At 68.4% G+C, this 25,846-nt stretch carries 19 protein-coding genes, 1 rRNA gene and 2 pseudogenes; 8 read left to right on the forward strand and 14 right to left on the reverse strand.

Going from position 1 to position 25,846, the window contains the following annotated elements:
* Positions 1-73 (forward strand): 5S ribosomal RNA (rrf, locus tag OFY01_RS32840); the annotation flags it as partial.
* 83 nt (positions 74-156) lie between these two features.
* Here the strand turns inward: rrf and OFY01_RS31705 are convergent.
* The gene (locus OFY01_RS31705) at positions 157-759 is read right to left on the reverse strand and encodes a TetR/AcrR family transcriptional regulator (RefSeq protein WP_266605822.1); all 603 of its coding nucleotides are present in this window, start codon (positions 757-759) and stop codon (positions 157-159) included.
* Between the two features lie 179 nt (positions 760-938).
* Here OFY01_RS31705 and OFY01_RS31710 point away from each other — a divergent pair, with 179 nt between their 5' ends.
* Positions 939-2,681, forward strand: coding sequence for an MFS transporter (locus tag OFY01_RS31710; protein ID WP_266605824.1), 1,743 nt, complete (start codon positions 939-941; stop codon positions 2,679-2,681).
* A 35-nt stretch (positions 2,682-2,716) separates the two neighbouring features.
* On the opposite strand, the gene OFY01_RS31715 is transcribed toward OFY01_RS31710, so the two are convergent.
* From OFY01_RS31715 to OFY01_RS31750, 9 genes and pseudogenes are all read right to left on the reverse strand, one after another.
* A complete protein-coding gene (locus tag OFY01_RS31715; protein ID WP_266605826.1) occupies positions 2,717-3,088 on the reverse strand; it encodes a hypothetical protein in 372 nt (123 codons plus the stop codon).
* Between the two features lie 26 nt (positions 3,089-3,114).
* Positions 3,115-3,807, reverse strand: coding sequence for a hypothetical protein (locus tag OFY01_RS31720; RefSeq protein ID WP_266605828.1), 693 nt, complete (start codon positions 3,805-3,807; stop codon positions 3,115-3,117).
* Positions 3,808-4,080: 273 nt separating this feature from the next.
* Positions 4,081-4,689 (reverse strand): AHH domain-containing protein, encoded by a 609-nt coding sequence (locus OFY01_RS32735; protein WP_407700470.1) that lies wholly within the window; start codon positions 4,687-4,689, stop codon positions 4,081-4,083.
* Positions 4,637-5,311 (reverse strand): SUKH-4 family immunity protein, encoded by a 675-nt coding sequence (locus OFY01_RS31725; protein WP_266605830.1) that lies wholly within the window; start codon positions 5,309-5,311, stop codon positions 4,637-4,639. The genes OFY01_RS32735 and OFY01_RS31725 overlap by 53 nt, the downstream gene beginning before the upstream one ends.
* Position 5,312: 1 nt before the next feature.
* Positions 5,313-5,642, reverse strand: coding sequence for a nucleic acid/nucleotide deaminase domain-containing protein (locus OFY01_RS31730; RefSeq protein ID WP_266605831.1), 330 nt, complete (start codon positions 5,640-5,642; stop codon positions 5,313-5,315).
* A 96-nt stretch (positions 5,643-5,738) separates the two neighbouring features.
* Positions 5,739-7,219, reverse strand: a pseudogene (locus OFY01_RS31735) (ISL3 family transposase).
* Positions 7,220-7,297: 78 nt separating this feature from the next.
* Positions 7,298-7,501: pseudogene (locus tag OFY01_RS31740) on the reverse strand (transposase family protein); the annotation flags it as partial.
* A 191-nt stretch (positions 7,502-7,692) separates the two neighbouring features.
* Positions 7,693-8,181, reverse strand: a complete 489-nt coding sequence (locus tag OFY01_RS31745; protein WP_266605833.1) for a hypothetical protein — start codon at positions 8,179-8,181, stop codon at positions 7,693-7,695.
* Positions 8,182-8,194: 13 nt separating this feature from the next.
* Positions 8,195-17,434, reverse strand: coding sequence for a golvesin C-terminal-like domain-containing protein (locus OFY01_RS31750; RefSeq protein WP_266605835.1), 9,240 nt, complete (start codon positions 17,432-17,434; stop codon positions 8,195-8,197).
* A gap of 297 nt (positions 17,435-17,731) precedes the next feature.
* On the opposite strand from OFY01_RS31750, the gene OFY01_RS31755 reads away from it, so the two are divergent.
* Positions 17,732-18,280, forward strand: coding sequence for a hypothetical protein (locus OFY01_RS31755; RefSeq protein WP_266605837.1), 549 nt, complete (start codon positions 17,732-17,734; stop codon positions 18,278-18,280).
* 70 nt (positions 18,281-18,350) lie between these two features.
* On the opposite strand, the gene aac(6') is transcribed toward OFY01_RS31755, so the two are convergent.
* On the reverse strand, positions 18,351-18,851 hold the full coding sequence (gene aac(6'), locus OFY01_RS31760; RefSeq protein WP_266605839.1) for an aminoglycoside 6'-N-acetyltransferase: 501 nt from the start codon (positions 18,849-18,851) through the stop codon (positions 18,351-18,353).
* A 56-nt stretch (positions 18,852-18,907) separates the two neighbouring features.
* On the reverse strand, positions 18,908-19,885 hold the full coding sequence (locus OFY01_RS31765) for an aldo/keto reductase (protein ID WP_266605841.1): 978 nt from the start codon (positions 19,883-19,885) through the stop codon (positions 18,908-18,910).
* Positions 19,886-20,001: 116 nt separating this feature from the next.
* On the opposite strand from OFY01_RS31765, the gene OFY01_RS31770 reads away from it, so the two are divergent.
* On the forward strand, positions 20,002-20,574 hold the full coding sequence (locus OFY01_RS31770; protein WP_266605843.1) for a cysteine hydrolase family protein: 573 nt from the start codon (positions 20,002-20,004) through the stop codon (positions 20,572-20,574).
* A 226-nt stretch (positions 20,575-20,800) separates the two neighbouring features.
* A complete protein-coding gene (locus tag OFY01_RS31775) occupies positions 20,801-21,079 on the forward strand; it encodes a hypothetical protein (protein ID WP_407700469.1) in 279 nt (92 codons plus the stop codon).
* A gap of 85 nt (positions 21,080-21,164) precedes the next feature.
* Here the strand turns inward: OFY01_RS31775 and OFY01_RS31780 are convergent, their stop codons facing one another.
* Positions 21,165-21,935 carry an MBL fold metallo-hydrolase gene (locus OFY01_RS31780; RefSeq protein WP_266605847.1) on the reverse strand — a complete coding sequence of 257 codons (771 nt, stop codon included), beginning with the start codon at positions 21,933-21,935 and terminating at the stop codon, positions 21,165-21,167.
* Positions 21,936-22,319: 384 nt separating this feature from the next.
* Here OFY01_RS31780 and OFY01_RS31785 point away from each other — a divergent pair, with 384 nt between their 5' ends.
* The 3 genes from OFY01_RS31785 (at position 22,320) to OFY01_RS31795 (ending at position 25,461) form a co-directional block, all read left to right on the forward strand.
* Positions 22,320-22,736, forward strand: coding sequence for a MerR family transcriptional regulator (locus OFY01_RS31785; RefSeq protein WP_266605848.1), 417 nt, complete (start codon positions 22,320-22,322; stop codon positions 22,734-22,736).
* A gap of 2 nt (positions 22,737-22,738) precedes the next feature.
* Entirely contained in the window at positions 22,739-23,053 is a 315-nt protein-coding gene (gene trxA / locus OFY01_RS31790; RefSeq protein ID WP_266605850.1) for a thioredoxin, read from the forward strand.
* Between the two features lie 167 nt (positions 23,054-23,220).
* A complete protein-coding gene (locus OFY01_RS31795; RefSeq protein WP_266605854.1) occupies positions 23,221-25,461 on the forward strand; it encodes a HelD family protein in 2,241 nt (746 codons plus the stop codon).
* On the opposite strand, the gene OFY01_RS31800 is transcribed toward OFY01_RS31795, so the two are convergent.
* Positions 25,451-25,846: alpha amylase C-terminal domain-containing protein (locus OFY01_RS31800; protein ID WP_266605852.1), on the reverse strand; the 396-nt coding region annotated here is incomplete at its 5' end. The two genes, OFY01_RS31795 and OFY01_RS31800, sit on opposite strands and share 11 nt — an antisense overlap.

Below are 25,846 nucleotides of genomic sequence, written 5' to 3' on the forward strand. Positions count from 1 at the left end.
CCCGGAAGCTAAGCCTTTCAGCGCCGATGGTACTGCAGGGGGGACCCTGTGGGAGAGTAGGACGCCGCCGAACTATTTGTTGGAGAAGCCCGGACCGGGAACGGTCCGGGCTTCTCTGCGTTTACGGCCCCTTGCCGCGCATTGCGGCACTCGGCATCACGCGGTCTCCGCAAGTCGCTCCGCGCTCTTGGCCGGGTAACCCGCCGACGAGAGCACCGCGACGACCGCCGCCCGGCCCGCCGCCTCGGCCGAGATGGCTCCGTCGTTGACGGCCTCCATCAGCCCGAACAGCACCTGCTCGTGCACGTACGCCAGGGCTTCCGCCGGGAGCGGCGAGACGAACTCCCCCCGGTCCATGCCCTGTTGGATGAGGTGGACGCACTCCTCACGCACCGGGGCGAGCCGCGCCCTGATGCCGCCCATGGTGACGCTGCGCTGGGCGAGATGGACGAGGAGCCGGTAGCGGTCGGCGATCGGCCAGATCGCCAGGATGGAGCTGGCCACCGCTTCCGCCGGGTCCTCGATGCCCTCGCGGCCGGCGCGATGGGCCTCTGCGACCGCGTGGGCCGCGTCGTCCACCAGGGCGCCGACCAGGGCCTCGCGGTTCGGGAAATGACCGTAGACCGTGCGGCGTACGACCCCCGCGGCGCGTGCGATCTGGTCCATGGACGCGTCCGGGTCGCGCAGTAGCTCGGCGAAGGCGACGTCGAGGATACGGCGGCGGTTGGCGTCGGCTCGTACGGAAGTCACGTCGCTCATTGTGCCTGGCGTTGGCCGGTTCCTGACAGCCACCGTCATGCTGTCGCTGCTTGGCCCGCCTGCGGTACACGCCACGCAACCTCCTTGTTTTGCACACAGCTGTGCAAGGGCGTAGATTGCGCACTGCTGTGTAATTGCACATCTCTGTGCAAGTTGTAAATCGGGAGGGTCGTCGCGCCATGCGCCTCGTCATGAACGAGCCGGTCGAATCGATGGACCGGCCCTACGCCCGCCGCTGGTGGGCGCTGCTCGTGCTCTGCTTGAGCCTTTTGATCATCGTGATGGCCAACACGGCGCTGACCGTCGCCGCGCCCGACATGACCCAGGATCTCGGGCTCTCCAGCGCCGACCTGCAGTGGGTCATCGACGGTTACACCGTCCCCTACGCGGCGTTGATGCTGCTGCTCGGCGCGATCGGCGACAAGTACAGCCGGCGGGGGGCGCTCATCCTCGGCCTCGTCGTCTTCGGCGGCGGCGCCGTCGCGGGCTCGCTCGTCGACAGCTCGGCCGGGGTCATCGCCGCGCGTGCCGTGATGGGCGTGGGCGCCGCGATGATCATGCCTGCCACGCTGTCCCTGCTCGCCGCGACGTTCCCGCGGGCCGAGCGGGCCAAGGCCATCGTCCTGTGGACGGCCACGGCCGGGATCGCCATCGCCGCGGGCCCGTTGGTGGCAGGGGCGCTGCTCCGGGACCACGGGTGGGCATCGACGTTTCTGATCAACGTGCCCGTCGCCGCGGTCGCGATCGTCGGCGCGCTCGTCCTCGTACCGCCGTCCAAGGCCACGCACCACAGCCGTATCGACTACGTGGGCGGGCTGCTGTCCGTGGTGTGGGTCGGGTCCCTCGTCTACATGATCATCCAGGGGCCGCACTTCGGCTGGGACGCCAAGGCGGTCACGGCGGCGATCGTGGCGGGCGTCGCGCTGATCTGCTTCGTGCTGTGGGAGCTGAGGCACCCACGGCCCGTGCTCGACGTGCGCCGCTTCGCGCACCGCCGGTTCGCCGGGTCGAACCTGGCCGTCGCGCTGTTCTTCCTCGCCGTCTTCGGCGCCTTCTACTACCTGACGCAACACCTCCAGTTCGTGCTCGGCTACGACGCCCTGGAGACCGGAATCCGGATGCTGCCGCTGGCCGGTGCCGTCTTCGTCGGCTCGGCGCTCACCGGGTTGCTTACTCCGCGGATCGGCATGAAGATCACGGTCACGGCGGGCATGGTCGCCGGTACGACGTCCCTCGCGCTTCTTACGCGGGTGGACTCGGGATCGACGTACGGGAACTTCGTGCTGCCGCTCGTCATCCTGGGTCTGGCCATCGGGCTCGCGCTCTCGCCGTGCACCGACGCGATCATGGGTTCGTTCCCCGAGGCCGAACTCGGCGTCGGCGGTGCCGTCAACGACACGTCCATCGAGCTGGGCGGCTCGCTCGGCATTGCGGTGCTCGGGTCGGTGCTGGCGAGTTCGTACTCCTCGCATCTGTCCGATGCCGCGTCCGGTACGAAGCTGCCGGGCAACGTGCTGTCGACCGCGCAGGACTCCGTCGGGGCCGGGTACGCCGTCGCCCAGAAGCTCGGAGAGCAGGCGCACCAGGCGGCGCAGAAGGCCGCGGTCACGACCGACCCGCAGCAGGCGGCCCAGCTCAAGGCGCAGGCCGGTCAACTGGCCGACGGAGCCCGGCAGATGGCGGACGCGGTCGGCTCGTCGTTCTCGGACGCGGTCGCTCACACCAGCGTCGTGGGGGCCGTGATCCTCGGCGTGGGTACGGTGTTGGTGGCGGTACTGCTGCCGCGCAAGGGGCGGGAGGCGGCGTCCGGCAAGGGCGATGAGGGCCATGAGACCGCTGAGGCTCCGGAGTCCCTCGAGGGCGGCCGGCCAGAGGCGTCAGTAGCCTCCCGCAAGGAGACGGCCGAGACACCGTCCGCCTGAATCCCGCCGGGGCGGCCACGCTCAATGGTTGTGGATCAGTTCGCCTGCCGTGGGCCGCCCTCGGAGACGTCGGCCCACGGTTGCGCGCGCAGACGTCTGATCTCCGCGAGGAGGCGCGGGACGGCCTCGCGGGCGGCGGCGATGAACCGCGCGTTCTCGTCCCAGCGCTCATCGGCGGTGTCGACGTAGCGCGGGGACTGGACCAGGGTCGCAGCCACGGTCTCGCGGTGGTCGAAGTGTGGCCATCGCTCGCCGAGGCCAGTGTCGGGCATGGTGCTCACGGCGACGAGGTTCATGGCGTGTTCGTCGTCGAGATGGCGGACGAACCACGGGCCTGGTGTGGCCGCTTGGGCCAGCTCGTCGAGCTCGTCGAGCTCCTCATCGGTGACCGGTTCGGGCGTGGTCATCAGTCTGCGTTCTCCTCTCGCCCTATTCACGCATCCCGGCCCGTCAGGACCGCTCGGCGGCCCGTAGCGTCGAGGAGTCCGCACGTGGTGATGGCGGTGGCCAGGAAGGCGGCCGCGGCGGGAAGGAGCGTGGCCTCGTAGTACGTCGTCGGCATGAGGAGGGTGACCGCGTACGCGGCCCCCGCGCCCACCAGAACGGCGCAGCCGAGCCGAAGAACAAGAGTGAGCAGCAGCAGCCGTTCGTGCCGTGCACCCGTGCCGTCCTTGCTGCCGTGCGCGGTGTCCATCGCCAGTGTGTCCCGCACGGCATACCCACCGGCTGCTGCTGCCGGCACCAGGCCCGCAACGGCGGCCAGACAAGGGGTGCCGAACATGACCCCGTAGCGCACGGCAAGGGCAGGCACGAAGAACAGGGCCAGCCAGTGGCGCAGGGCACGCTGAAGGAACGTCACCGCGAGACCGGGAGCGGAACGGGTGGAGAGGCGCGCGGCGGTCAGGCGCGCGGCGGCCAGAACGGCGGCCGCGCCGAACGCGATCGGGAGGCGTTCGCCGAGTCGGCCCAGGTTGTAGAGCAGCGCGGTGTCGTACACGACCAGGACGAGAACTCCCAGTGCACCGAGGGAGACGAGGAACGTCAGCAGCGCGGGGACGGAGGCGGCGGTGCGGGCCCGGACCCTGTCCCGTGCCGCCAGGCGGGCGATGAACAGCGGTGTGAGCACGGCGGAGACGGCCCGTACGGCCAGATCAGCCCCGTCGCCAGCGCCAGCGCGGCAAGGGGAGAAAAGGAGCGGCCGGCCGTTCCGGCTGCGTCGGGGCGGCGGGCCAGGGCGCGCGGGGCGACCACGAGGGCTGCTGCGACCGACGTGAGCACTCCGGCATTCACGTACTCGTACACGTACACCTGCACGGCCGTGGACTGTACAGGCGCGCCGTGCTGTTCGTGCCCGACCGGTGCACCATCAGACCCCGTGACGTCGTGCAGTACCCCCCCGCTATGCCGAACGTACGGTCGTCGACAGGCCTCGGCCACGAGCCGGACACCGTCGGCATCGACGCTCACCCCGTCCTCGGCGGTCGACGCCGAGGACGGTCACAACGAGGTTGTTGAGCGACGCTGAAGATGTGCACCAAGGCGACACTGTGGTTGTCGACGGGACGGGATGAAACGACCCCGGCGGCCGTCGTCGTTGATGTATGTAATAGCTGCCGGTGAAGGTGCCACTGTGTCCCTTCTCGCTCATCCCAACACCATTCTCCGGAGAGTCGATGTCGATACCGTGATTCTTGAGAATGTCCCAGGAATCCTTCACCTTGGCGCAGCCGCACGGAATCATGTGGTGCGGATGGTGAGGTCGACCAGGTCGTGGTTGATCCGCACATGCTGGATGGTGCGGGATCCCTTGGGGGTGTCGGTCTTGGGATCGGCTGACTCGACCTTGTCGCCGACCTGGATCTTGTCGATGCGCTTGGTGGACCCGTTGCCGTCGCTGTGAAGAAGCGGAGGCCCGACAGGAACCTGTCGGGCCTCCGTGCGGTACCAGGAGCGGATCAGATCTCCAGGACAGCCTCGGCCCAGAAGGACTCTTCCGTACCGACGATATCCGCGTCGAACTTCGCCAAGCCTGCCAGGCTCAGCTCGCCGAGTTCACGGCACTGGGCGTAGAAGTCCGGCAGTACGGCTCGTGCCTCAGGGCTCGAAGCCGCGTGCCAGGCTTCCGATTCCGCCTTTCCGGCCAGTACCTCCTGCTCTGCCAGAATCGGCATCATCCAGTCCCACCGCCATGCGCATTCCACTAGCGCGGCCACGTGGGAATTGACCTCGACGGGAACCGGTCCCCCTGGCATGAGGTGACGTAGCTGCGGGTGGACCTCGGTGAACTCTGGGAAGGCGAAGACGCGCCCAGTGACTTCCTGCGCGGCCAGCAGAGCGGACCCGAAGGAACCCAGTCCATAGAACCGGGAACCTTCGTATACGCGCTTCGGCTCGCCGCCCGGCTGGAATCCCGCGACGACTCCCATCAGATCGTCATCCCGGGATCCGGGCAGCCCGTACTCGGACAGAGTCCGCAGGTCGGTCTCTGGTAGCTGCCATTCACCAGCCTGCGCCGGTGGAACCACCCGGCGATCGGCGACGACGAGGTCACCGATATCGGCCTGGAGAATGTGCGACAGTTCGCTCTTTGCCCGGGAGACATTCATGAGGCTCTCCTGCAACTTGTTCATGTCACCCCCCATGCACTGCATTGAGAATGCCAGCCCAAGCGTTCTCTCCCTTGTCGAATGACCAGGACAGCGATGCGTTCATATATTTGCCCACTCGCCCGGGGCACATGTGCCTCAGTGAAGTGCAGAAGTTGCGCTCGGAATAGATCCCTGTGACGTCCTCGGGCGCGAACCCGAGCTCCGCCAGGAAATCATCCGCGTGCGCTTCCGAGTGCGCGCCCTTCACTGCGTTGGGGAACGCCAGCTTTGCGATGTCGCCATTCGGCAGGCTGACGCTATAGACGGCCACGTTCTGGCCGCTGCCCAACCCTGCTTGCTGACGGTACTTCATCGCGATCTGGCTGTCCTCCGTGGAGCCGTACCTGACTGCCGCGGGTCTGTACGGTGGTCGGGTCTGTTCCGTAGTCGGTGGTGACGGAGGGTGTCATCAGCCCAGGAGGATGCGGTGGCGGAGGAGAAGGAAACTCGCGCGGCCGTACATCTGGCGCTTGATCAGCTTGGTTTTGTTGTTGACGCCTTCGGTGCCGCCGTTGTGGTGCGGCAGGGTGAGGGCGGCGTCGACTGCGGCGCGGTCCTTCTCGAGGCCCCGGGTGAAGGCATGCGGGTGGGGCAGGTCCTCGGCCTGGGCGGAGGTGATCCAGGTGCTCAGCAGGGTGGCATTGCCGTCGGCGGGATCCAGCAGCACGGCGAAGTGGTGGATGAGGTCGGCCAGAGCGGTCATCTCGTGGCAGGCGGTACGGGCGGCCTCGACGCATTCCCGCTGGTGGTCCTTGAGGCGGTCGGGGCGGGTGAGCAGGTAGCGGGCGAGGCGCCGGGGCGAGAGTGCGGGCCGGTCGGCCTCGACGCGGCCCTGGTTGATGTAGCGGACGAGCAGGTTCGAGCTGCCGGTGTAGCCCAGTTCCCTGATCTCCTTCAGGAGATGGGTGGCGGGCACGGCCGGGTTCTCCAGCCGGCGTCGGCGCAGGTGATCGCGGTAGGGATCCACGAGGGTGGGCCGGTACTTGGGGGCGCGGATGAGGCGCTCGGGCTCGGCGACGCGGTCGTAGCGCTTGACGGTGTTGAGAGCCAGGTTCAGGCGGCGCGCGCACTCCAGAAGTCCGACTCCGCGCTCGCGCAGGGCGTGGATCTGCTGCCAGCGCTCGCGGGTGGTGGCGGCCTGTCTCCCCTCGGCCGGGGGCGGGCCCGCTTTCGCCCAGCAGGTGCTGTGCGCGGCGACTTCTTTGCGGACGGCCTCGGCGAGGTTGTGCCACAGGTGCCAGCGGTCGCTGATCTGGACCGCGTCGGGCAGGGCTCGGCGGACCGCCTCGGCGTAGGTGGCCGATCCGTCCCGGCACACGGCCTCGATGCCCGGATGTCCGCGCAGCCAGGCTTCCAAAGTGGCGGCTTCGCGGCCGGGCAGTACCTCGATTCGCTCACCGGTCTCGGCGTTGATGATGATCGTGGCGTAGCTGTGCCGGCGCCGCAGGGCGAAGTCGTCGACCCCGATCACTCGCGGGATCCGCACCTCCGGCACGGGCACCCGCCGCAGCAGCCGCAGGGCGGAGGCGTACGACACGGGCACGGCCTGAGATCGGGTGAGTCGGGCGGACGCCCGGCCGCATAACTCCTTGACCAGCTCGGAAAGCTGGCCGGTCAGACGTGTGGTGCGGCGCTGATGGCGCTCCAGGAGCCCGGGGACCTGCTCTCGGAAGGTTTGCCGCCTGCAGCCCAGGACCGGACATCCCGCACCGTCCGACCGTGATACCCGTGGACCCTCTCCGTCACCACCCCGCACAGCGGACAGGGAACGGGAACATCCCGGGTCCTAGCCGAAACCAGGACTATCTCGCCACCGTCCGCCACATCCTCGATGACCAACGCCGACAACCCTGAAAACACCGTTCCCACAAGCGCGTTCGCATCATGCACGCTCAATGATCACAGGCGAGCACGCACCGTCACCACCGACTACGGAACAGACCCAATCGTTCGGTGTAACTCCCGCTTCAGACCCGCGTGGGCCAGCGCGTCGATGATCCCGTGGGTGCGGGCTGCGGTCAGGTCGTGGGTCGTTCCCGGCAGCGCGGGCGATGCCCACACCAGCCGTCCGAACGGATCCGTCAGAACCTGGACGTTCATGCCGTGCCGTTTATGTTTCCCCGAGTAGTACGGGGTGTCGGCGGCGACCCGGTCGATCGGCAGGAGCGTGCCGTACCCCGATTCCGCCGCCCCGCATGAGGCGCAGTCATCTCGGTCGCCGAATTCGTTCATCATCTGTTGCTCGTGAGCCAGGACAGGTGCTGCGTGGACATGGATGAAGTGAGGTCGTGGCACCAGCGGAGCGGCGCCCCACTGGGAATACCCCAGGAGGCGCCGCTCTCTTCCATTAGCCGTAGTCGAACTCAACCTCCTTGAACAGATTGCCTGAGCTCTTCCCGCAAGAGGTTAAGAAACGCGGAGAGGCCGTCGGAAACGATCTCTAGGCCGGACGTATCGACCTCATATACCGATCCGACGAGTGCCCCGCCGCTCAGGCGATAGACCTTATCCTGGGCTGCGTTGAGCGCGAAGAGCCCGCCGCCGCCATCGGAGCCGAATACCGTGATTGAGTCCTCGACTGCTCCGATGACGCGAGTCGGCTGGCCGTCCCGCATCCCATCCAGCATCTCACCGGCCGAGTGAATGAAATACCCGCTCCCCAGGTCAGGCAGCGAAACGGATTCCACTCGCGAGTAGAGATCGACAAGATCATCACTCACATCTGCAGCTTCCAGGCGTCGCCTAACTTCGTCCTTGTCTCCAAGGGGGACTGTGATCACCTCGTGATCGTCGGGCGGATATTCATACCTTCCCTCGAAGTGACTGGCGAATTCTTCGGTGAGCTCAGTCACTGACCTGATCCAGTTATTTAGCCTCTCCCCAGAAATAGGCACCGTACCCTCTATCTATTTGCTGTGCAAAATCTTCGATTTCGGCGCGCGTAGCGCTCGGATTCATATCACCGAACCACTTCCACTGATTGGTGATTTCCTGATGAACGTTGGCGCCACGCGACCCCATCCTACTTCCTGGAACACCACGCATGTTGGATGGAGCGTCGAAATCGAAGTCCTGGAACTCCGGATGGTCCCGGTACTCTTGCGGTATCGCATGGTGTGCGTCCCAGTCCTTGGGGAGCCTCTTGAACCCGTTCTTGTTGAGCCAGGCGTTGAACCTCCCCCGATAGTTGCCCAACTTGATGTTGGGGAACTCAGGGTCGTATCCATCACAGGTGTTGTGGACGAGTGTGGACACGCCGTCGGCAACCACGTAGTACGTGTGGAGCTCGTCGATGGTGAGGTTCCACCGGTAGGCGGCGCCGGGTGTGGCGTGGATGGCCACGACGTGGGCGTGCTGGCCGCTGGCGGTGTTGAGGGTGTCACCGTGGTGCAGTTTCCCGGCTGGTACCCATTTGTGGCTGGTGTTGTCCCAGAAGGGGTGGTTGGCGGTGGTGTGGAGGGTTGTGGTGTGGCCGTCCTTGGTGCGGATGGTGACGTCGACCAGGTCGTGGTCGTGGTTGATCCACACGTGCTGGACGGTGCGGGAGCCCTTGAGTTTGCCGGTCTTGGGATCGGCCGACTCGACCTTGTCGCCGACCTGGATCTTGTCGATGCGCTTGGTGGAGCCGTTGCCCGTCAAAACCTTGGTGTCGGGCGAGAAGCTGCACGTGGTGCCGCTTGCGACCTTTTCGGCCTCGTTTTCGGCGGTGGCTTCGGATTTGGCCTCGTTGGCCGCGGCCTGCTTTTCCTCCTCCTGTGCTGCCTTGCGTGCGGCCGCTGCCTTTTCGGCTGCTTCGGCTGCCTTGGCGTCGGCTGTGGAGTGGTCGGCCGCCTTGGCGGTGTCTGCGACGTCCTCTCCGCCGTGGACGGCGGCCTTGACGTCTTCGGCCGCGTGTGCGCCGGCCTTGAGGGCTTCGGCTCCTTCGGCCGCGTATTTGGCTCCCTTGATGGCTTCGCGGGCGCCGAGGGCGGCGTCGCCGATGACGGGGATGGCTCCGGCGAGGGAGACGCCGGCGTCGAGGTAGTCGCCGTCGGCGGCGTACCAGGCGGCGTTGGCGACGTCGGCTACGGAGCCGACGACGGGGACCATGCCGGCGACGTCGAGGGCGGTGTGGCCGAGGTCGGAGAGCCAGCCGTGGCCGTCGAGTTCGATGTTGGAGATGGGGTTGCCGCCGCCGAAGGCGTAGCGGTTGCCGGTCAGCGGGTCGCTGGCGAGGCCCATGTCGGACAGGGCGCCGTTGTACATGTCCCGGGACAGGAAGCGGTTCAGTCCGGGGTCGTAGTTGCGGAAGCCCATGTTGTAGGTGCCCGTGGAGCCGTTGATCCGGTCGGCGTTGAACCGGTAGGCGTTGTACGGGTCGGACGGGTCGCTCGTGGTGGAGCCGGGCTTGTCGACGCCGGTGTCCTGGCTGGTGTCGTCGGCGCCGTAGGCGGTGTAGCCGTACGTCGATTTGGTGTCACCGCCTGCGTCGGTGACGGCCTGGACGTTGGAGTGGGCGTCGTAGGTGTAGTAGGTGGACTCCTTCGTGCCGTCGGACTTGGTCTTGACCTGGGACAGGCGCTCGCCCCACGGCGAGTACTGGTAGGTCTTGTCGACCGTGCCGTTGACCGTCTCGCTGGTCACCGCTCCCGACATGGCCAGGTAGTCGAAGACAGTCGTCATGGCGTTCGTCGTGCCGGAGTTGACCGTCTGGGACACCGTCCGGTCGAACGGGTCGTAGGTGAAGTCGGTCTTGTCGAACGACGTGCCGTTCTTCTTCTGCTGGGAGGCGATGTGGTCGAAGCCGTCGTAGGTGTAGCGCTCGATGACGCTGCCGGCGGTGGTGACCGTGTCCAGGCGACCGAAGGGGTCGTAGTGGTAGCCGGAGGCGACGCCCGCCACGGTCGTGGTGGCCAGGCGGTTGCGGTCGTAGACCGAGGTGGTGGTCTGGCCGTTCACGGTCTGGCTGACCGTGTTGCCGTTGTCGTCGTAGGCGTAGGACTCGTTCGAGCCGCCGCCCGTCTTGGTCACCGTCGCGACCTGGTCACGGGGTGTGTAGGCGTAGTCGAGGGTGCGGTTGTCGTAGTTGGCGTGGTTGTCTGCGTCCTGGACCTTGGAGATGTCCTGGCTGGTGTTGCCGTCGGGGTCGTAGGTGTAGGTGTGCTCGGCGACCGTCGTGGTGGCGTCGGACTTCTTCTCGATCTGGTGCTTGAGGGCACCGTCGAGGAAGTAGCCGGAGGTGACGACGTTGCCGTTGCCCTTGGTCTCCGTGGCCACCTGGCCGCCGGGGGTGTACGTGAACTGGGTGACCTTGGGGCTGGGGTCGGTGGAGGAGGTCTTGTTGGTGACCTGGCTCAGCAGGTTCCGCGTGTCGTAGGTGAACGACGCGACCGCGGCGTCGTGCGTGCGGTTGAGGGTGTTGCCGTCCGCGTCGTAGTTGAACGACGTGGTGTGCACGGCCGTGCCGGACTTCTTCACGTCCAGCTTGGAGAGCTGGTTGATGCCGTTGAAGGTGGCGGCGTAGTCGTCGTAGCGGGCGCCCGGTGTGGCGTCCGCCAGGTCGGTCAGGTTGCCGTTGGCGTCGTAGGAGTAGGTGAACGCGGTCTTCTCGTTGTCGGTGTCTGCGCTGTTGTCGCGGACCACCTTGACCGCGTCCGCAGATACCGTGCCGCCGGAGTTCTGCGCCAGGGTGATGTCCTGGGTGGTGTCGGCGGCTGTGAAGGCGTAGGAGCCGAGTGACACCCAGGTGCCGGTGTTCTTGGTCTGGTCGACCTGCTTGCTCGCCGCACCGCCGTGGTAGTCGACCGTGTAGGCCGCGGTCGTCGCCGCCCCGGTGACCTGCGGGTACTTGACGTAGACCTGGTAGGTGCCGTCCTGCGGGATGGTCAGATTCCAGGTGAAGGTGTCCGTGCCGGTGCCCGCGGCGTGCGTGGCGTAGTCGTAGCCCTGGTGGTCGGTGCCGGTGGTGGCGGTGGGCCAGGAGCCGGTCGCCGACGTGGACTGGACGTCCGAGTTGTCGGCCAGGTCGACCTGGAGGCCGACCGGGACGCCGTTGTCCGTACGGGTGTGGATCATCCCGTCCGGGTAGTACGTCCAGCTCATCGTCCGCGACGAGGAACCGCCCGCCGAGGTGATGGTCCGCGAGGTCTGGTTGCCCAGCTCGTCGTGGTCGTACGCGGTGGTGATGTCCCACGGGTCCTTCGACGTGCGGGTCTGCCCGTCGTCCCAGTACGTGTACGAGGTGTCGCTGCGCATCGACTGACCCGCGGACGGCGGAGCCGAAACCTTCGTCAGGCGGCTGTCGGCGTCGTAGGAGTAGTCGGTCTCCGACGGCTTGTTGTACGTCGCGTCGTTGGGGTCGTAGGCGGACAGCTGTGCCTTGACCCGGTTCAGCTCGTCGTACTGCGTCTCGGCCGTGAACGCCGTGGTGGAGTTCGCGGCCACCGCGCGCGGCGAGTACACCTTGGTCTGGTTGCCGACCTGGTCGTAGGCGTACTTGGTGGTGTCGTACGTGATCGTGCCGGACGGGTTGTCGTGCGGCACCTGCACCTCGGTGAGCTGACCACGCTCGTCGTAGGTGTAGAGAGTCGCGTTGCCGTCCTCGTCCGTGGACGAGGTGTGTCGGCCGTCCTTGTCGTAGCCGGTCTTCTTGGTGTGGCCCGCCGCGTCCGTCACGACGGTCGCGCGGTGGTCCAGGTCGTAGGTGTACTTGGAGGTGAAGTCGGTGGTGTCAGTGGTGTTGTTCTTGAGCGGGTCGACCACCTCGGCCGTGTTGCCGGCGTTGTCGTACGTCGTGGACGTCACGTTCCCGGCGGCGTCGGTCACCGACACCGGACGGTTCAGGGCGTCGTAGGCGTAGGTGGTGGTGTAGCTGCCCGCCGTCGCACCCGACAGGTTGCCCTTCGGGGAGGTGACGGTCAGCTCGTTGCCGACCTTGTCGTAGGTGTAGGTGGTGATCCGGTCGGGGTCGGTCGACTGGTCCTTCGGCGACGTCACCTGCTTCAGCTGGTCCGCGGCGTCGAAGGCGGCCGTGGTGACCGCGCCGTTGGGGGCCGTGGACTGGGTGACGTTGTCGTTGGCGTCGTAGACCGGTGCCGGGGTGGTGATGTACACCCCGTTCGCCTGATCCTTGGGCGTCTTGGACTCCAGCGGACGGCCGTACGTGTCGTACGTCTGCGTGACCGTCTTGCCCAGCGGGTCCTTGACCGACAGAACCTCACCGCGCACGTCGTAGGAGGTGCTGGTGACGTTGCCCAGGGCGTCGGTCTCGGTCTGCGGGTAGCCGTTCGCCTCGAAGGACGAGTAGCTGGTGGAGTGCTGGTCGGCGTCGGTGGCCTTGGTCAGTTCACCGTAGGAGTTGTAGGCGTAGGTGGTGGTGTAGTCGCCGGTCGTGGTGGTGGCGGTGCCGTCCGGGTCGGTGACCGAGGTCAGGTTGCCGAACGAGTCGTAGCCGAACTGCCAGACGTGCCCTTCGGGTGAGGTCTTGGTGTACAGGTCGGCCGAGTAGCCGTCGGCCCGTGTCTGGTAGGTCAGCGCCGTGGCGTCGGCCGGGTAGCTGCCCGCGTTGCAGTAGTCGGTCGGGTTGAACGAGGTCCACGACTTCGTCGTCTCCGCGTCCCACTCACGCAGCGGGTAGCCGGTCTTGGGGTCGTAGCAGAACGCCGACTTCGCGCCGTTGTTCTCTTCCAGGTAGGTGACGTTGTTGTCCGCGTCCCACGACAGCTTCGTCGTCTCGGACTTGGCGTCGGTCGTCTGGACCGGGCGGGCGAAGTCGTCCAGGACGTAGCTCGTCTGGTGCGACTTGGCGTCGGTGATCGTGGTGTCGGTGAACTTGGTGTTCGCCGTGTCGGCCGCGTAGGCGAAGCCGGTCGTGTCCGACAGACGATCGGTGATGGTCTTGGTCCACCAGTGGTAGGTGGGGTCGTCACCGGTCTGCGGGGCGTAGTAGGCGAGCTTGGTGCTGTGTCCGCGCGGGTCGGCGACGTCGACGAGCTTGACGTTCTTGTTGCCCTGGGTGGAGTCGTAGGTGAACTTGAACGTCTTGGGCTGGCTGGAGCCGTCGCCGTCGGTGAACTGTCCGAGCAGGCCCTTGGTGGTGTAGTAGAAGGAGATCTTGCGGCCGGAGATGTCCGTCATGGACTTCACGTGGTCGTAGATCTTGGAGTTGGTCAGGTTGCTGCCGGTGACCTTGGCGCCCGTGGAGTCGATGTAGTCGTAGGACGCGTCGCCCTTCCTGTAGTAGTCGACCTTGACGGACTGGCGGCCCGCCGGGTCGGTGATGTACTGCAGGAACTTGGTGGGCTTGTTGTTGGACTTGCGCTCGGCGTACGTGTACGTCTGCGTGTTGCCGTTCTTGTCGACGATCGACGTCAGGTAGCCGTCGCAGCCGAAGTAGAAGCGGGTGCCGTCGGGGCGCAGCATGGTCCATGCGTCGGGGACGGGGTCCTTGTCCGGGGTGCAGGACAGGTTGGCCTTCTCGGTGAGCTGGTAGTGCACACCGGCCGGGGCCTTCCACACGCTGTTGGTGGAGTCCCAGGTGAAGACGTGGGTGGTGCCGTCACCGTCGGTGAGGCGGATCTCGGTCGGGTTCGGCTTGGGATGGAATTGGAGTGGTGCGCCGAGGCGGACGGGTCCGGCCAGCTGCATCGACCAGCCCGCACCCGAGACCGTGTCGGAGGTGTCGAGGGAGTTGTAGGAGAACCGGCCGAACGTTCCCAGACCACGGCCGGGGTTGGAGAACGCGTTGTACGTCCACACGCTGTTGCCGGAGGCCAGGTTGTTCATCACCGAGGAGCCGGCACCGGTGCCGGTCCCGGTGTAGGAGTAGAACTTCTCCAGGCCCAGGGTGTTGGAGGTGGGGTCCTCCACGGCCACGTTCTGCTTGAGCGGCGCGATGGTGGGATTGGTCGCGGAGAGCCAGGTGCCGTCGGAGACCTTCTTGACGTCCCAGCCCAGGACGTAGTCGGTGCGTTTGCTGCCGGAGTCGGAGTTGATCGGTGTGGCCACCTGGGCCTGGATCGTCGCCGACTCGCCCGGATTCAGCGCGGGTATCGCGGTGTTGAGCTGGTTGCCGCCCGTGGTGACGTCCGTGCCGTCGGGGAGCTTCCAGGTGTAGGACAGTTCCCGCTCGCCCGACGCCCACGCGCTGTTGGTGGTGTTGGTGACGGTGAAGTCCACGGTGTAGGTGGAGTTCGGCGTCATCCGCTGTGGCGTGGTCGGCGCGTAGTAGGTGTCGGTGGTGGTGGAGTCGACGTAGATGACGCGCAGGAGCGGGCCGAGCTGGGGGTCGGAGGCCTCCGAGGACAGGAACAGGGTGCGTTCCTGGGCTCCGGTGGCCGATTCGTCGCTGAGTTTGACCAGCGCGCCGTGGTTGGTGGTGGGGCTGGTGATCCAGCCCTGGGTGAGAGAGGTGGCGTCCCACCAGTGGCGGCCCACGTCGTGGACGGAGCCGACGGTGTCGGAGACGGTGGCCGAGTAGTCACCACCCGGCGTGGACCATGCCGTACCCGTGTCGGAGTTGTTCCACGTGGCCGTGGTTTCCCCGAAGTTCTTGTTCAGGCCGTGGAGTTCGTAGATGGCGCCGCTGGAGCTGTAGGTCGTCTCCGCGCCCCACATGAACAGACGGGATTCCAGGACCGTCGCCGAGCTGGGGATGGCGGAGGTGTCGAAGTGCAGAGCCGCGCGGGCTTTGCCGTAGGTGGTGGAGTTGTTGCCGACCTCCAGCCACTTCTGCCCGATGCCGTAGGACTGGATCGCGTCTTCGTTGGTGGTGGGCTGGCCGGAGGACAGCGTCGTGTCCTTGACGGCCGTGGTGCCCTGGAGCAGCCGCATCGTGCGCCCGGCCTTCGGGACGCCCACGATGCGGGTGGGTGAGCCCAGTAGCTGGCCGTTCTTCGTGCGGACCGCGATCTGGTAGTAGTACGAGCGTCCGATCTCGGCTGTCGAGGAGTCCGGTGTCGGGGTGGCCGTGGTGTCCGTGTAGGCGGTCGCGGTCGCGCCGATGGGGGCGACGAGGGTGGCGGGGGAGGGGTTGAAGGCCTGCTGCGTGGAGCGGTACAGCTCGTACTGGGAGATGTCCAGGCCCGGATCGCCGCTGGTGTTCTTGTAGGCGGGCCAGTGCAGCTCCGGGCCGGTGGAGTGGATCACCGTCGGGGAGTCCAGCGCCGTGCCGACCGCACCGTAGGTGACGGTCAGGCGCGGGATCGTCGACGTCTCGCCGCCGTAGGAGCCGTCACCGGCCTCGTAACGCGGACCGCCCAGCGGACCCGTGGAGGACTCGTCGGTGCCCTTGAGGACGAACCCGTAGTTGGCGTCGGTGCCGTCGAGCCACTTCTGGACGGTGTCGGTCACCGGGAACTTGTGCCACAGGTTGTACTCGCCGGTGTGCTTGACGATGGTGGCCGGGTTGACCCAGCGCACGGCGTCCGCGATCACTGCTGTCGAGGTCGAGGCGGGGCCGTCGCCCAGGACGACCTTGCCGGCCGTGCCCTGGTCGAAGGCGATCTTGTTGCCGCCGTTCAACGACGTCCACACGCCGCCCGAGCCCGCGGACTCATCCACCGTGTACGTGGTCGCCCCCGTGCTGCCGGTCACGGTGAACGGCGCGTTCGTCGCCCGGTCGGAGGCGGGCACGTAGTGCACGTCGACCCGGTAGGAGTCCGACTCCGGCAGCTTGGGCTGCCAGGTGTAGGTGTCCCCGGCGACGCTGTCCTTGTTGTAGTGGTAGTCGCCGCCGATGGCGTACTGCGTCAGCGTCGAGGTGGAGGCGGGCCAGGTGCCCGTCGCGGCCGTGGTGCCCGCGTCGCCGTCGTCGACCTGCACGCTGGTGCCGGACTGCTCACCCACCAGGCCGCTGGTGTTGGACCAGGTCGCCGTCGACTCGTCCCACGCCCCGGTCGCCCGGTAGGCGCCGATGGTGACATCGTTGGCGTTGGTGGTGTGCGTCTGGTCGTAGTACATCTCCAGACGCGCCGAGGAGATCTTCGTGCCCGAAGGGATCTCGCTGAGCGGGAACTTGATCAGCGAACGGGCCGTGCCCGTGCTCGTGCGGCCGACCGCCAGCTTCCACGACGAGTTGAAGTTCGTCGACGCCTGGTCGGAGAGGACCATCGCGTCCTGCGAATCCGTGGGCGACGGCGCGATCGTGATCGTCGGGTCGATCACCACCGGATACCGGCGGGCCTTCGCCGCCAGCCACTTCGCATCCGGCGCGACCGTGATCTTCCACGCCTTCGACTTGCGGTCGCGGGTCAGCTTCTGCGAGACCTTCGAGGTGTAGGTCTTGCCGAAGACCGTCGAGTTCTTCTTCGCGTCCGTCATGAAGGGCGCCGGGATCACCATCACCGGCGTGTTCGGCAGCTCCCCGAACAGCGCGATCGAACCGTCCTTGCGCGCCTTCGGCACCAGCCCGGCCGTGTGCAGCGTGAACGTGAACTTCAGCGGGCCACTCGGCCGGTGGGCGAGGGTGATGTTCTCCTTCACCCGGCCACGGCCGACACCGTAGGAGATGTCCGCGCCGTGCGCCCGGTCCTGGTAGGTGACCGTCGAACCCTTCACCGTCGGGGTGAGGTGCTTTCCGGCGCCGTCCAGGCCCAGGGTGACCGAACGGCCGTCCGGCGCCTTGAACCGCACCAGCCGGCTCGTGTCCGAACCGAACCAACTCTGCCCGTCATTGGTGGTGTTGGCGAAGGAGAAGCCCTTCGTCTTCGAGGCGTGGACGGCCGTGTCGATACTCTTCCACGACGTCGACTTCGCATCCCGGTAAGCGGTCGGCTGCGCGGACAGTTCGGCCTGGACACGGCCGTCCGACAACTGCCAAAAACGCGCGCTCGGAGTACGGCGGCTCTTCAGCTCACGCACCCGATGGGCCTTCGGGGTCTTCTTTCCCTTCGGCAGTTTCTGCCGGTCGGCCACTCCGAGACTGCTGTGCGACGGGGGTTTGATATGCGGCTTGCCGCCGCTGTCTGTGAACCATCCCTTGACGGTGTCGACAATTGACTTGCCGCCACTGTCGTGGGATTCCGATGTGGCAGTGGCGTAGGCGGCCTGGGGCAGCGCGGTACTCGTCACCGCGGCCACCACCAGACAAGCCATCAGCCTGCCCACTCTGTGTTTCACCGCAACCATTTCCTTCTCTGAGACGTCATAAACGCTGAGTCGCTGAACGGTCGTTGAACTCAACGCAGACCGAAGACGTCCGCCCGGACGCAGCACGAGGCGGCCGGACGCAACGGCGTCGCGGTTTCTAATCACTCGGCTGACGCCACGTCAAGCGAACTCTTATTCCCGACAGTTCACAGAACGCCGGATATCGGCGCCCGGAATGTCCGCCCGCTTGCGCCCGCACCCGGCCATCGCGTAAAAGAAGCCGTCCCACAGCCGAGGGGTCACACAGCCCAGGGTCGTTCAGGTAAAGGAAATTCCATGGTGGAGAAGAGCTCGACGGAAGTCGCGCAGGAGCCGGCCCAAGCCCCGAAGGACCCGGCGAAGGATCCGGCGAAGGACTCGGCGGCAGGCTCGGCGAAGGGGGCCGGCAGGCTCCGCCGTCCCGACCGCGCGGGCTTCATCGCCGCAGGCGTCGTCCTGGCCGCATGCGCCGGGCTGGTCCTCTACGGCGTCCTCAACACCAGCGGCAACAGTGACGAAAAGGCGTCACACCGCGCCGCCCCCACCGCCCCCGTCACTTACGACGTCACCGGCACCGGCACCGCCGACCTCACCTACCAGGCCCACAACGAGACAGGCAAGGCAACCGTCATCCACAACGCCCACCTGCCCTGGCACACCACCGTCCACGTCCCCCTCGGCCAACAACCCCTCATCAGCATCGTCCTCGGCCCGCACGGCGGCACCGCCCACTGCGCCCTCGCCATCCGCGGCCACCACGTCCAAAGCTCCACCGCCACCGGCACCTACGGCCGCGCCACCTGCTCCGGAGCACTGCCCGCCACGGACAAGCAACAGCAAGGCTGAGTTTCAGGGGGCAGGCGGGACAGGCGGTTGTCGGCCTGGGCCTGGGCCCGGGCTCGGGCCCGGCCCCGGGTCAGGTCAGTTCTTCGGCGAGCAGGTCCATGAGGAGTCCGTCCCGCCAGACGCCTGTCCGGTGGTCGCGCCAGTACTTGCGCAGGACGCCCACGGGCCGGAAGCCGACCTTGGCGTAGCTGCGGATGGCCACGGTGTTGTCGGCGGCCGGGTCGATCGTCAGCCGGTGATGGCCGCGTTCGCGGACCAGCCAGCGGGCGAGGGTGCGTACGGCGTCGGTACCGAGGCCGCGCCCGTGGTGCCGTGCCGTCAGGAAGATGTCGATACCGGCATGGCGGTACTCCGGCTCGTTCTCTTCGGTGTACTGGATCGCTCCGACGACCTCGCCGTCCAGCAGGACGGCGAGCATGTCGTCGAAGTCGTCCGGCGGCGACCACCACGCCGCGACCTCGGGCTCGCGGACGATGCGCTCCAGTACGGCGGTGTCGTCCGCGGTGACGGGCCGCAGCGTGACCTTGTCCCCGCGAAGTTCCGGCGCCGCTGCCGGCTGCTTCTGCTCCATGGCCTCAGTATCGCGGAACGGGGACACTGGCTCCTGGCTTCCGGCCCGCCCGGGCTTCAGGCCGCGTCGAGCGCGCGCAACTCGTCGTCCGTGAGCCGCAGCGCTCCCGCCGCCACGTTCTCGGTGACGTGCGCGGGGTCGCCGGTGCCGGGGATGGCCAGGACGTTGGGGCCCTGGTGGAGGGTCCAGGCAAGGCGAATCTGGGCGGGCGAGGCGCCGTGCGCCGCGGCGATCTCGCGGAGGGCCGGGGCCTCGGCGGTCTGTGTCGCGCCGGCATGGCCGCCGCGTCCCGCGACGCTGAAGAACGGGACGAAGGCGATGCCCTGTTCGCCGCAACTGCGCAGGAGTTCGGCGTCGCCCTCGCGGACGGTGCCGAGCCCGTACCTGTTCTGTACGCTCACGATCGGCGCCTCCCGCTGGGCCTCGGCGAGCCGTTCCGCGTCCACGTCCGAGACGCCGATGTGCCGGATCAGACCGGCGGTGCGCAGTTCCCCGAGCGCCCCCACGTACTCGGCGATCCGCGGAGACGTACGGGCATTCATGCGCATGTTGACCACGTCCAGGTGGTCGCGGCCGAGCTGGCGGAGGTTCTCCTCGACGTCGCCGCGCAGCTCGTCGGGGCGGGCCCAGTCCGCCCATGCGCCCGCGCGGTCGCGGCGCGGGCCGACCTTGGTGACGATGACCAGGTCGTCGGGGTAGGGGGCCAGCGCCGCGTTGATCAGTTCGTTGGCCGAGCGCAGCGCGGAGAAGTAGAAGGCGGCCGTGTCGATGTGGTTGACGCCGAGCTCGACGGCGCGACGCAGGGCGCGGATCGACCGCGCGCGGTCGGAGACGCTGGAGTTGTCGAAGGCGATCCGTCCGGGCAGCCGCATCGCACCGAAGCCGATGCGGTGGACGGGAAGCTCCCCGCCGAACAGCCAGGTGCCGGATGCGGCCGCGGAAACGGATGAGGCTGTAGAGGGGGCGGAGGGGTCGGAGGAGTCGGAGGGGGCGGTGGATGCGGAGGAAGAGGTGGGGACAGTCGCAGGAGGCATCCGCGCAGCGTGCCAGAACCTTCGGCATCTGTCGTCCTGAGCCCGTTGTCAGTGGGGCGTCCTACTGTGGGCAACCGTCGGCACAGGGCCGACCCGCGCACACCCAGGAGGCAGCCATGACGACTCTCCCCGACCGGCCGAACGCGGCGCTGCTCGTCGTCGACGTGCAGAACGGAGTGATGGAGGGGGCACCGCGCCGGGACGAGGTCATCGCGAACGTCGGCACGCTCGTCGAGAAGGCGCGGGCGGAGAACATCGCCGTGGTCTGGGTGCAGCACTCCGACGACGAGCTGAAGCCGGGGAGCGAGCCCTGGCAGTACGTTCCCGAACTCGTACGGCGGCAAGGGGAGCCGCTGATCCCCAAGTCGTACGGCGACTCGTTCGAGGCCACGGACCTGGAGGCGGTCCTCGCGGAGCGCGGTGTCGGCCGCATCGTCGTCGCCGGAGCCCAGACCGACGCGTGCATTCGCTCGACGATCCACGGCGGGTTCGTGCGGGGTTACGACGTGACGCTGGTCGGGGACGCGCACACCACAGAGGACCTGACGGCGTACGGCGCGCCGGCACCGGAGTCGGTGACAGCGCACACCAACCTGTACTGGCGGTACCAGAGCGCGCCGGGTCGGACGGCGTCGGTCGTGGACACGGCCAACGTCACGTTCGCGGGACAGCCGGAGGGGAGTGCGTAGCTAACCGCACATGATCTGAGTACGAGCGCTCATGTCCTGTGGCTGCACGTCGAGTTGGGTGAGGGACATGCCAGCAGAACCCGCCGCGTCCCCATCCGCATCCGCATCTGAGTCCGTATCCGCATGCGAGTCCGCATCAGCGTCCGTACGGCGGGGCGGTGCCCCTCGGGTCCACGGCCGCCGCGCCCGCCACTGGGCGGTGCCGCTGCTGTCCAGTCTGGTGACCTTGCCGGGGGTCCTGTTCGCGTTGGTCGCCGCCGGGCTCGCGCCCATGGCCTGTGACGCGTGCACGGGTGGGCAGGCGGCGCGGTTCGAGGCGAGCTTCGAGCGGGCGCACACCGTCTTCGGGTGGGGCCTGACGGTGTCGCTGCTCGTCCTCGCCACGGCGTGGCTGCTGCCGTGGCAGGAGCGGTATGCGGCCCGGCGGGTGGGCTTCGCGGTGGTGGCGCCGTTCGCGGTGGCGGCGACGTATCTGGTGTTCACGGGGATGGTCGACTGGCCGTGAGACGCAGAGGGGCGCCGCCGCCAAGGCCACGGCGCGGCCAAGGCCAAGGCCACGGCCACGGCCACGGCCAAGGCCAAGGCCACGGTCAGAGCGTGAAGGTCGCGCCGGGCTTCAGCAGGTGTAGGCGTTCGCTCAGCCCGGCCTGAGCGAACGCTTCCTCCAGTGTGGTGCCGTCCTGGGTGAAGTGGGCCCAGTGCTCGAAGTGCAGCGGCACCACGTGGCGGGCGCCGAGGATCTCGGCGGCGCGGGCCGCGTCCGCGCTGGTGAGGGTGAGCGGGGCGTCGGGGACGAGCGGGGTGCGGGCCGCGCCGGCGAAGAGAAGGGCGACGTCGATCGCGGGGAACCGGGCGGCGGTCTGCCGGACACGGTCCAGGGAGGCGTTGTCCCCGGAGACGTAGACCGTGGGCAGGCCGTCCCCGGACAGGACGAAGCCGGTCACCTCGCCGACCAGCGGTTCGCTGCCCTCGGGGCCGTGCAGCGCGGGTACGGCGGTGACCCGCAGGGTCCCGCCGCCGGGCCGTGCCAGCTCCACGTGCTGCCAGGTGGGGAGGGCGGTGACGGCGTCACCGAGCCGTTCGCGGGCGGAGGCGGTGGACAGGACGAGCGGGGCGTCGGCGAGGTGGGCGCGGCCCGCAGTGTCCAAGTTGTCCGGATGCTGGTCGTGCGAGAGCAGTACGGCGTCCGTCGGGCCGATCTCGTCCGCCGCCACGGCCGGACCGGCCGTCTTCGCCAGCGTCCGGGAGCCGACCGGATACTCACCCGGACCGTCAAAGGTCGGATCGGTGAGCAGGCGGAGACCGCCGAGCTCCATGACGGACGTGGGGCCGCCGACGTAGCGGACGGAGAGCGCGGACACGGGTCCTCCCGGAGGGTGAGCGTTTCTGGGCCGAGTGTCTGATGCAAGTGCCCGGGGCCCACCCCGTATTCCGCACCGGAACCCGCACGCGCTCCCGCACCCGCACCCGCACCCGCACCGCTCCCGTACCCGCTCCCGCGCCCGTACCCGCTCCCGCGCCCGTACGCGCTGCCGCACCCGTACGCGCTGCCGCACCCGTACGCGCTCCCGCACCCGTACCCTCACCTGCACTCGCACTCGCACGCGCTCCCGCTGGCCGCACTCGCACCCGCACTCGTACGCAGTCCCGCACCTCGCGGGCACCGCCCCCGCCCCCGCCCCGCATCTGCGCTCGTGACCTCGCCGCTGGCCTTGACGTCGGCGTCAAGGGCTACGGTCGTGGACATGCGCATCGGAGAGCTCGCGGACCGCGCCGGTACCACCACGCGGACGCTCAGGTACTACGAGTCGCGCGGGCTGCTGCCCGCGCGGCGCGACGAGCACGGGTACCGCACGTACGACGAGTCCGATCTGCGGGCGCTGCGGCAGATCCGCACGCTCCAGGACTTCGGGTTCGAGCTGGAGGAGACCCGGCCGTTCGTCGAGTGCCTGCGCGCCGGTCACCCGGAGGGCGACTCTTGCCCGGCGTCGCTCGCCGTGTACCGCAGCAAGCTCACCGAACTCGATGCGCTGATCGGGGAGTTGACCGCCGTGCGGGAGAAGGTCGGCGAGCAGCTCGCGCGCGCCGAGCAAGCCATGACGGCGCTGGCCGACCAGGAGACCGGGCCGCTTTGCGAACTACAGCCACAATCACGGGAGTGATCATGCGGGAAATTACCGAAGCAGACTTCGACGAGCAGGTCGTGAAGGCCGCCAGGCCGGTGCTCGTGGAGTTCACGGCCGAGTGGTGCGGGCCCTGCAAGCAGCTGGCCCCCGTACTGAGGGCCATTGCCGAGGAGGAGCGGGAGCGGCTCGACGTCGTGGCGATCGACGTGGACGCCAACCCGGAGACCGCCGTGAAGTACGGGGTGCTGTCGATGCCGACACTGATGGTGTTCAAGGGTGGCGAGCCGGTGTGGTCACGGGTCGGGGCCCGCCCCAAGCGGCGACTGCTCGAAGAACTGGCGGGGACCATATAGCGATATCCCGCGATTGGAATTCCGCCCTGCCCGGGGTATATTCAATGTTTCTGTGTGCCCACAGAAAAGGCCCCTCGCTGGGGGCCAACTAAATACACCGTACCGGGCAGGGAGCAGTTTTGTCAAGCCGGGAATCCGTCACGTCCCAGAAAGACTCACAAAAAGAACTGCGCGAGGAACAGGAATTCATCGACCGTCTCTACGCGCGCGTGGACGCGCTGCGCGGCGACGCCGCCGAGTCGGTCACGGGCGCCCTGGCGCCGGTCGGGACCGGCCTGCAGGCCCGCCTCGAACGGGATGTGCTGGTCGCCGAGCGGAGCGGACTGCTCGCCGCGCTCAACGCGGTGGACGGTTCGCTCTGCTTCGGCCGGATCGACCTGACGGGCGGCGTGCACCACCACATCGGCCGCATCGGAATTCGCGAGGACGACACCGAGCACACCCCGATCCTGATCGACTGGCGGGCCCCGGTCGCCCGCCCCTTCTACCTCGCCACCGGCCACACACCGATGGGCCTGCGCAGGCGCCGCCACATCACCACCGAGGGCCGCACCGTCACCGAACTCCACGACGAGATCCTCGACCTCGGTGACGCCGAGCGCACCGGCTTCGAGGACCCCAGCGGCGACGCCGTGCTGCTCGCCGCCCTCAACTCGGCCCGCACCGGCCGCATGGGCGACATCGTGCAGACCATCCAGGCGGAGCAGGACCGCATCATCCGCCACGACCACCGCGGTGTGCTCGTCGTCGAGGGCGGCCCCGGCACCGGCAAGACCGCCGTCGCCCTGCACCGCGCCGCCTTCCTGCTCTACGAGCACCGGGAGCTGCTCGCCAAGCGGGCCGTACTGATCGTCGGCCCCAACCCGGCCTTCCTCTCCTACATCTCGGAGGTGCTGCCCGCGCTCGGCGAGACCGGGGTGCTGCTCTCGACGGTCGGCGAGCTCTACCCGGGCATCAAGGCCACCGCCCGGGACACGCCGCGTGCCGCCGCCGTGAAGGGGTCCGCCGACATGGCCGACGCGCTCGCGCTCGCCCTGCGCGACCGGCAGCAGCTTCCCGAGCCCGGCGCCCCGCTGGTCATCCCGCACGACGACGGCGACCTGATCATCGACTGGGAGACCGCCTACGAGGCCCGGCAGGCGGCCCGCGACACCCTGCTGCCGCACAACCTGGCGCGCCCGCACTTCGCGTTCCGCATCCTCGACGCGCTCACCGAGCAGCTCACCGAGCGGATCGGCGCCGACCCGTACGGCGGCCCGAACTTCCTCGGACCCGACGACATCGCGCAGCTCGCCAAGGGCGTGGCCGCCAGCTCCGAGGTGCACGCCGCGATCGAGGAGCTGTGGCCCACGCTCACGCCCGAGACGTTCGTCGCGGAGTACCTGGCCGAGCCGGTACACCTTCCCGACCACCTGTCGGACGCGGACGTGCGGGCGGTCCGCCGACCCGTCACCGGCCCCGACGACTGGACGCCGGCCGACGTGCCGCTGCTCGACGAGGCCGCCGAGCTGCTCGGGTACGACGACAGCGCCGAGCGCGCCGCCGCCGATGCCGAACGGCAGGAGCGGATCGCGTACGCGCAGGGCGTGCTCGACCTGTCGCGCGGCTCGGAGACGTACGAGTTCGAGGACACCGAGTCCGAGATCCTCGCCGCGCACGACATCGTCGACGCGGAGCGGATGGCCGAGCGGCAGGAGGAGGCCGACCACCGCAGCGCCGCCGAGCGTGCCGCCGCCGACCGTACCTGGGCGTTCGGCCACATCATCGTGGACGAGGCGCAGGAGTTGAGCCCGATGGCGTGGCGGTTGCTGATGCGGCGCTCGCCGACCCGGTCCATGACGCTGGTCGGCGACCCCGCGCAGACCGCGGAGGAGGCTGGGGTCGGGTCCTGGGACGAGATCCTCGCCCCGTACGTCGAGGACCGCTTCGAGCACACCCGGCTCGGCGTCAACTACCGTACGCCGTCCGAGATCATGGACCTCGCGGCGGCGGTCGTCCGCGCGGAGCGGCCCGGCTTCGAGCCGCCGTCGTCCGTACGCTCCACCGGCGAACGGCCGTGGGTGCGCGAGGTCACCGGCGACCTCGCCGCCGCCGTGGCCGACGCCGCGAAGGCCGAGACGCCCGAGGAGGGGCGGCTCGCCGTGATCGCGCCGCGCCGCCTGCACGGGGCGCTGGCCGCGCGGCTCGACGGGATCGTGGCGGGCGCCGAGCCGGACCTCACGCACCGCGTCGTCCTGCTCGACCCGCGCCAGGCCAAGGGCCTCGAGTTCGACTCGGTGCTGGTCGTCGAGCCGGGGGAGTTCGGGGTGAGCGACCTGTACGTGGCGCTGACCCGTGCCACGCAGCGGCTCGGCGTGCTGCACGGCGGGGTGCTGCCCGAGGCGCTGCGCCGCGCGGTCACGGCTTGAGCCACACCGTCGCCAGCGGTGGCAGCGTGAGGTGGATGCCCGATTCCGTCGTCTTGATCGGGGCCGGGTTGCGTACGTCACCGCCGCCGTAGCGGGCCTCGTCGGTGTTGAGGACCTCCTGCCATACGGGGATGTCGGTGCCGGTGCCGGTGCCGGTGCCGGTGGTGGTGCTGGTGGTGGCGCCGGTGCTGGTGGTGGTCTCGGTGGTCGGCGGCAGGTCGAGGCGGTAGTGGTGGCGGACGACCGGGGAGAAGTTGGAGACGGAGAGCAGGGGTGGGGCGCCGTCGGTGGCGGGGTGGCGGAGGAAGGCGAGGACGTTGTCGTCGGCGGCGTCGGCCGCCACCCAGGTGAAGCCGGCGGGGGTGGTGTCCTGTTCCCACAGGGC

Origin of the sequence: Streptomyces beihaiensis, assembly GCF_026274175.1 — a bacterium.
Taxonomy (GTDB): domain Bacteria; phylum Actinomycetota; class Actinomycetes; order Streptomycetales; family Streptomycetaceae; genus Streptomyces; species Streptomyces beihaiensis.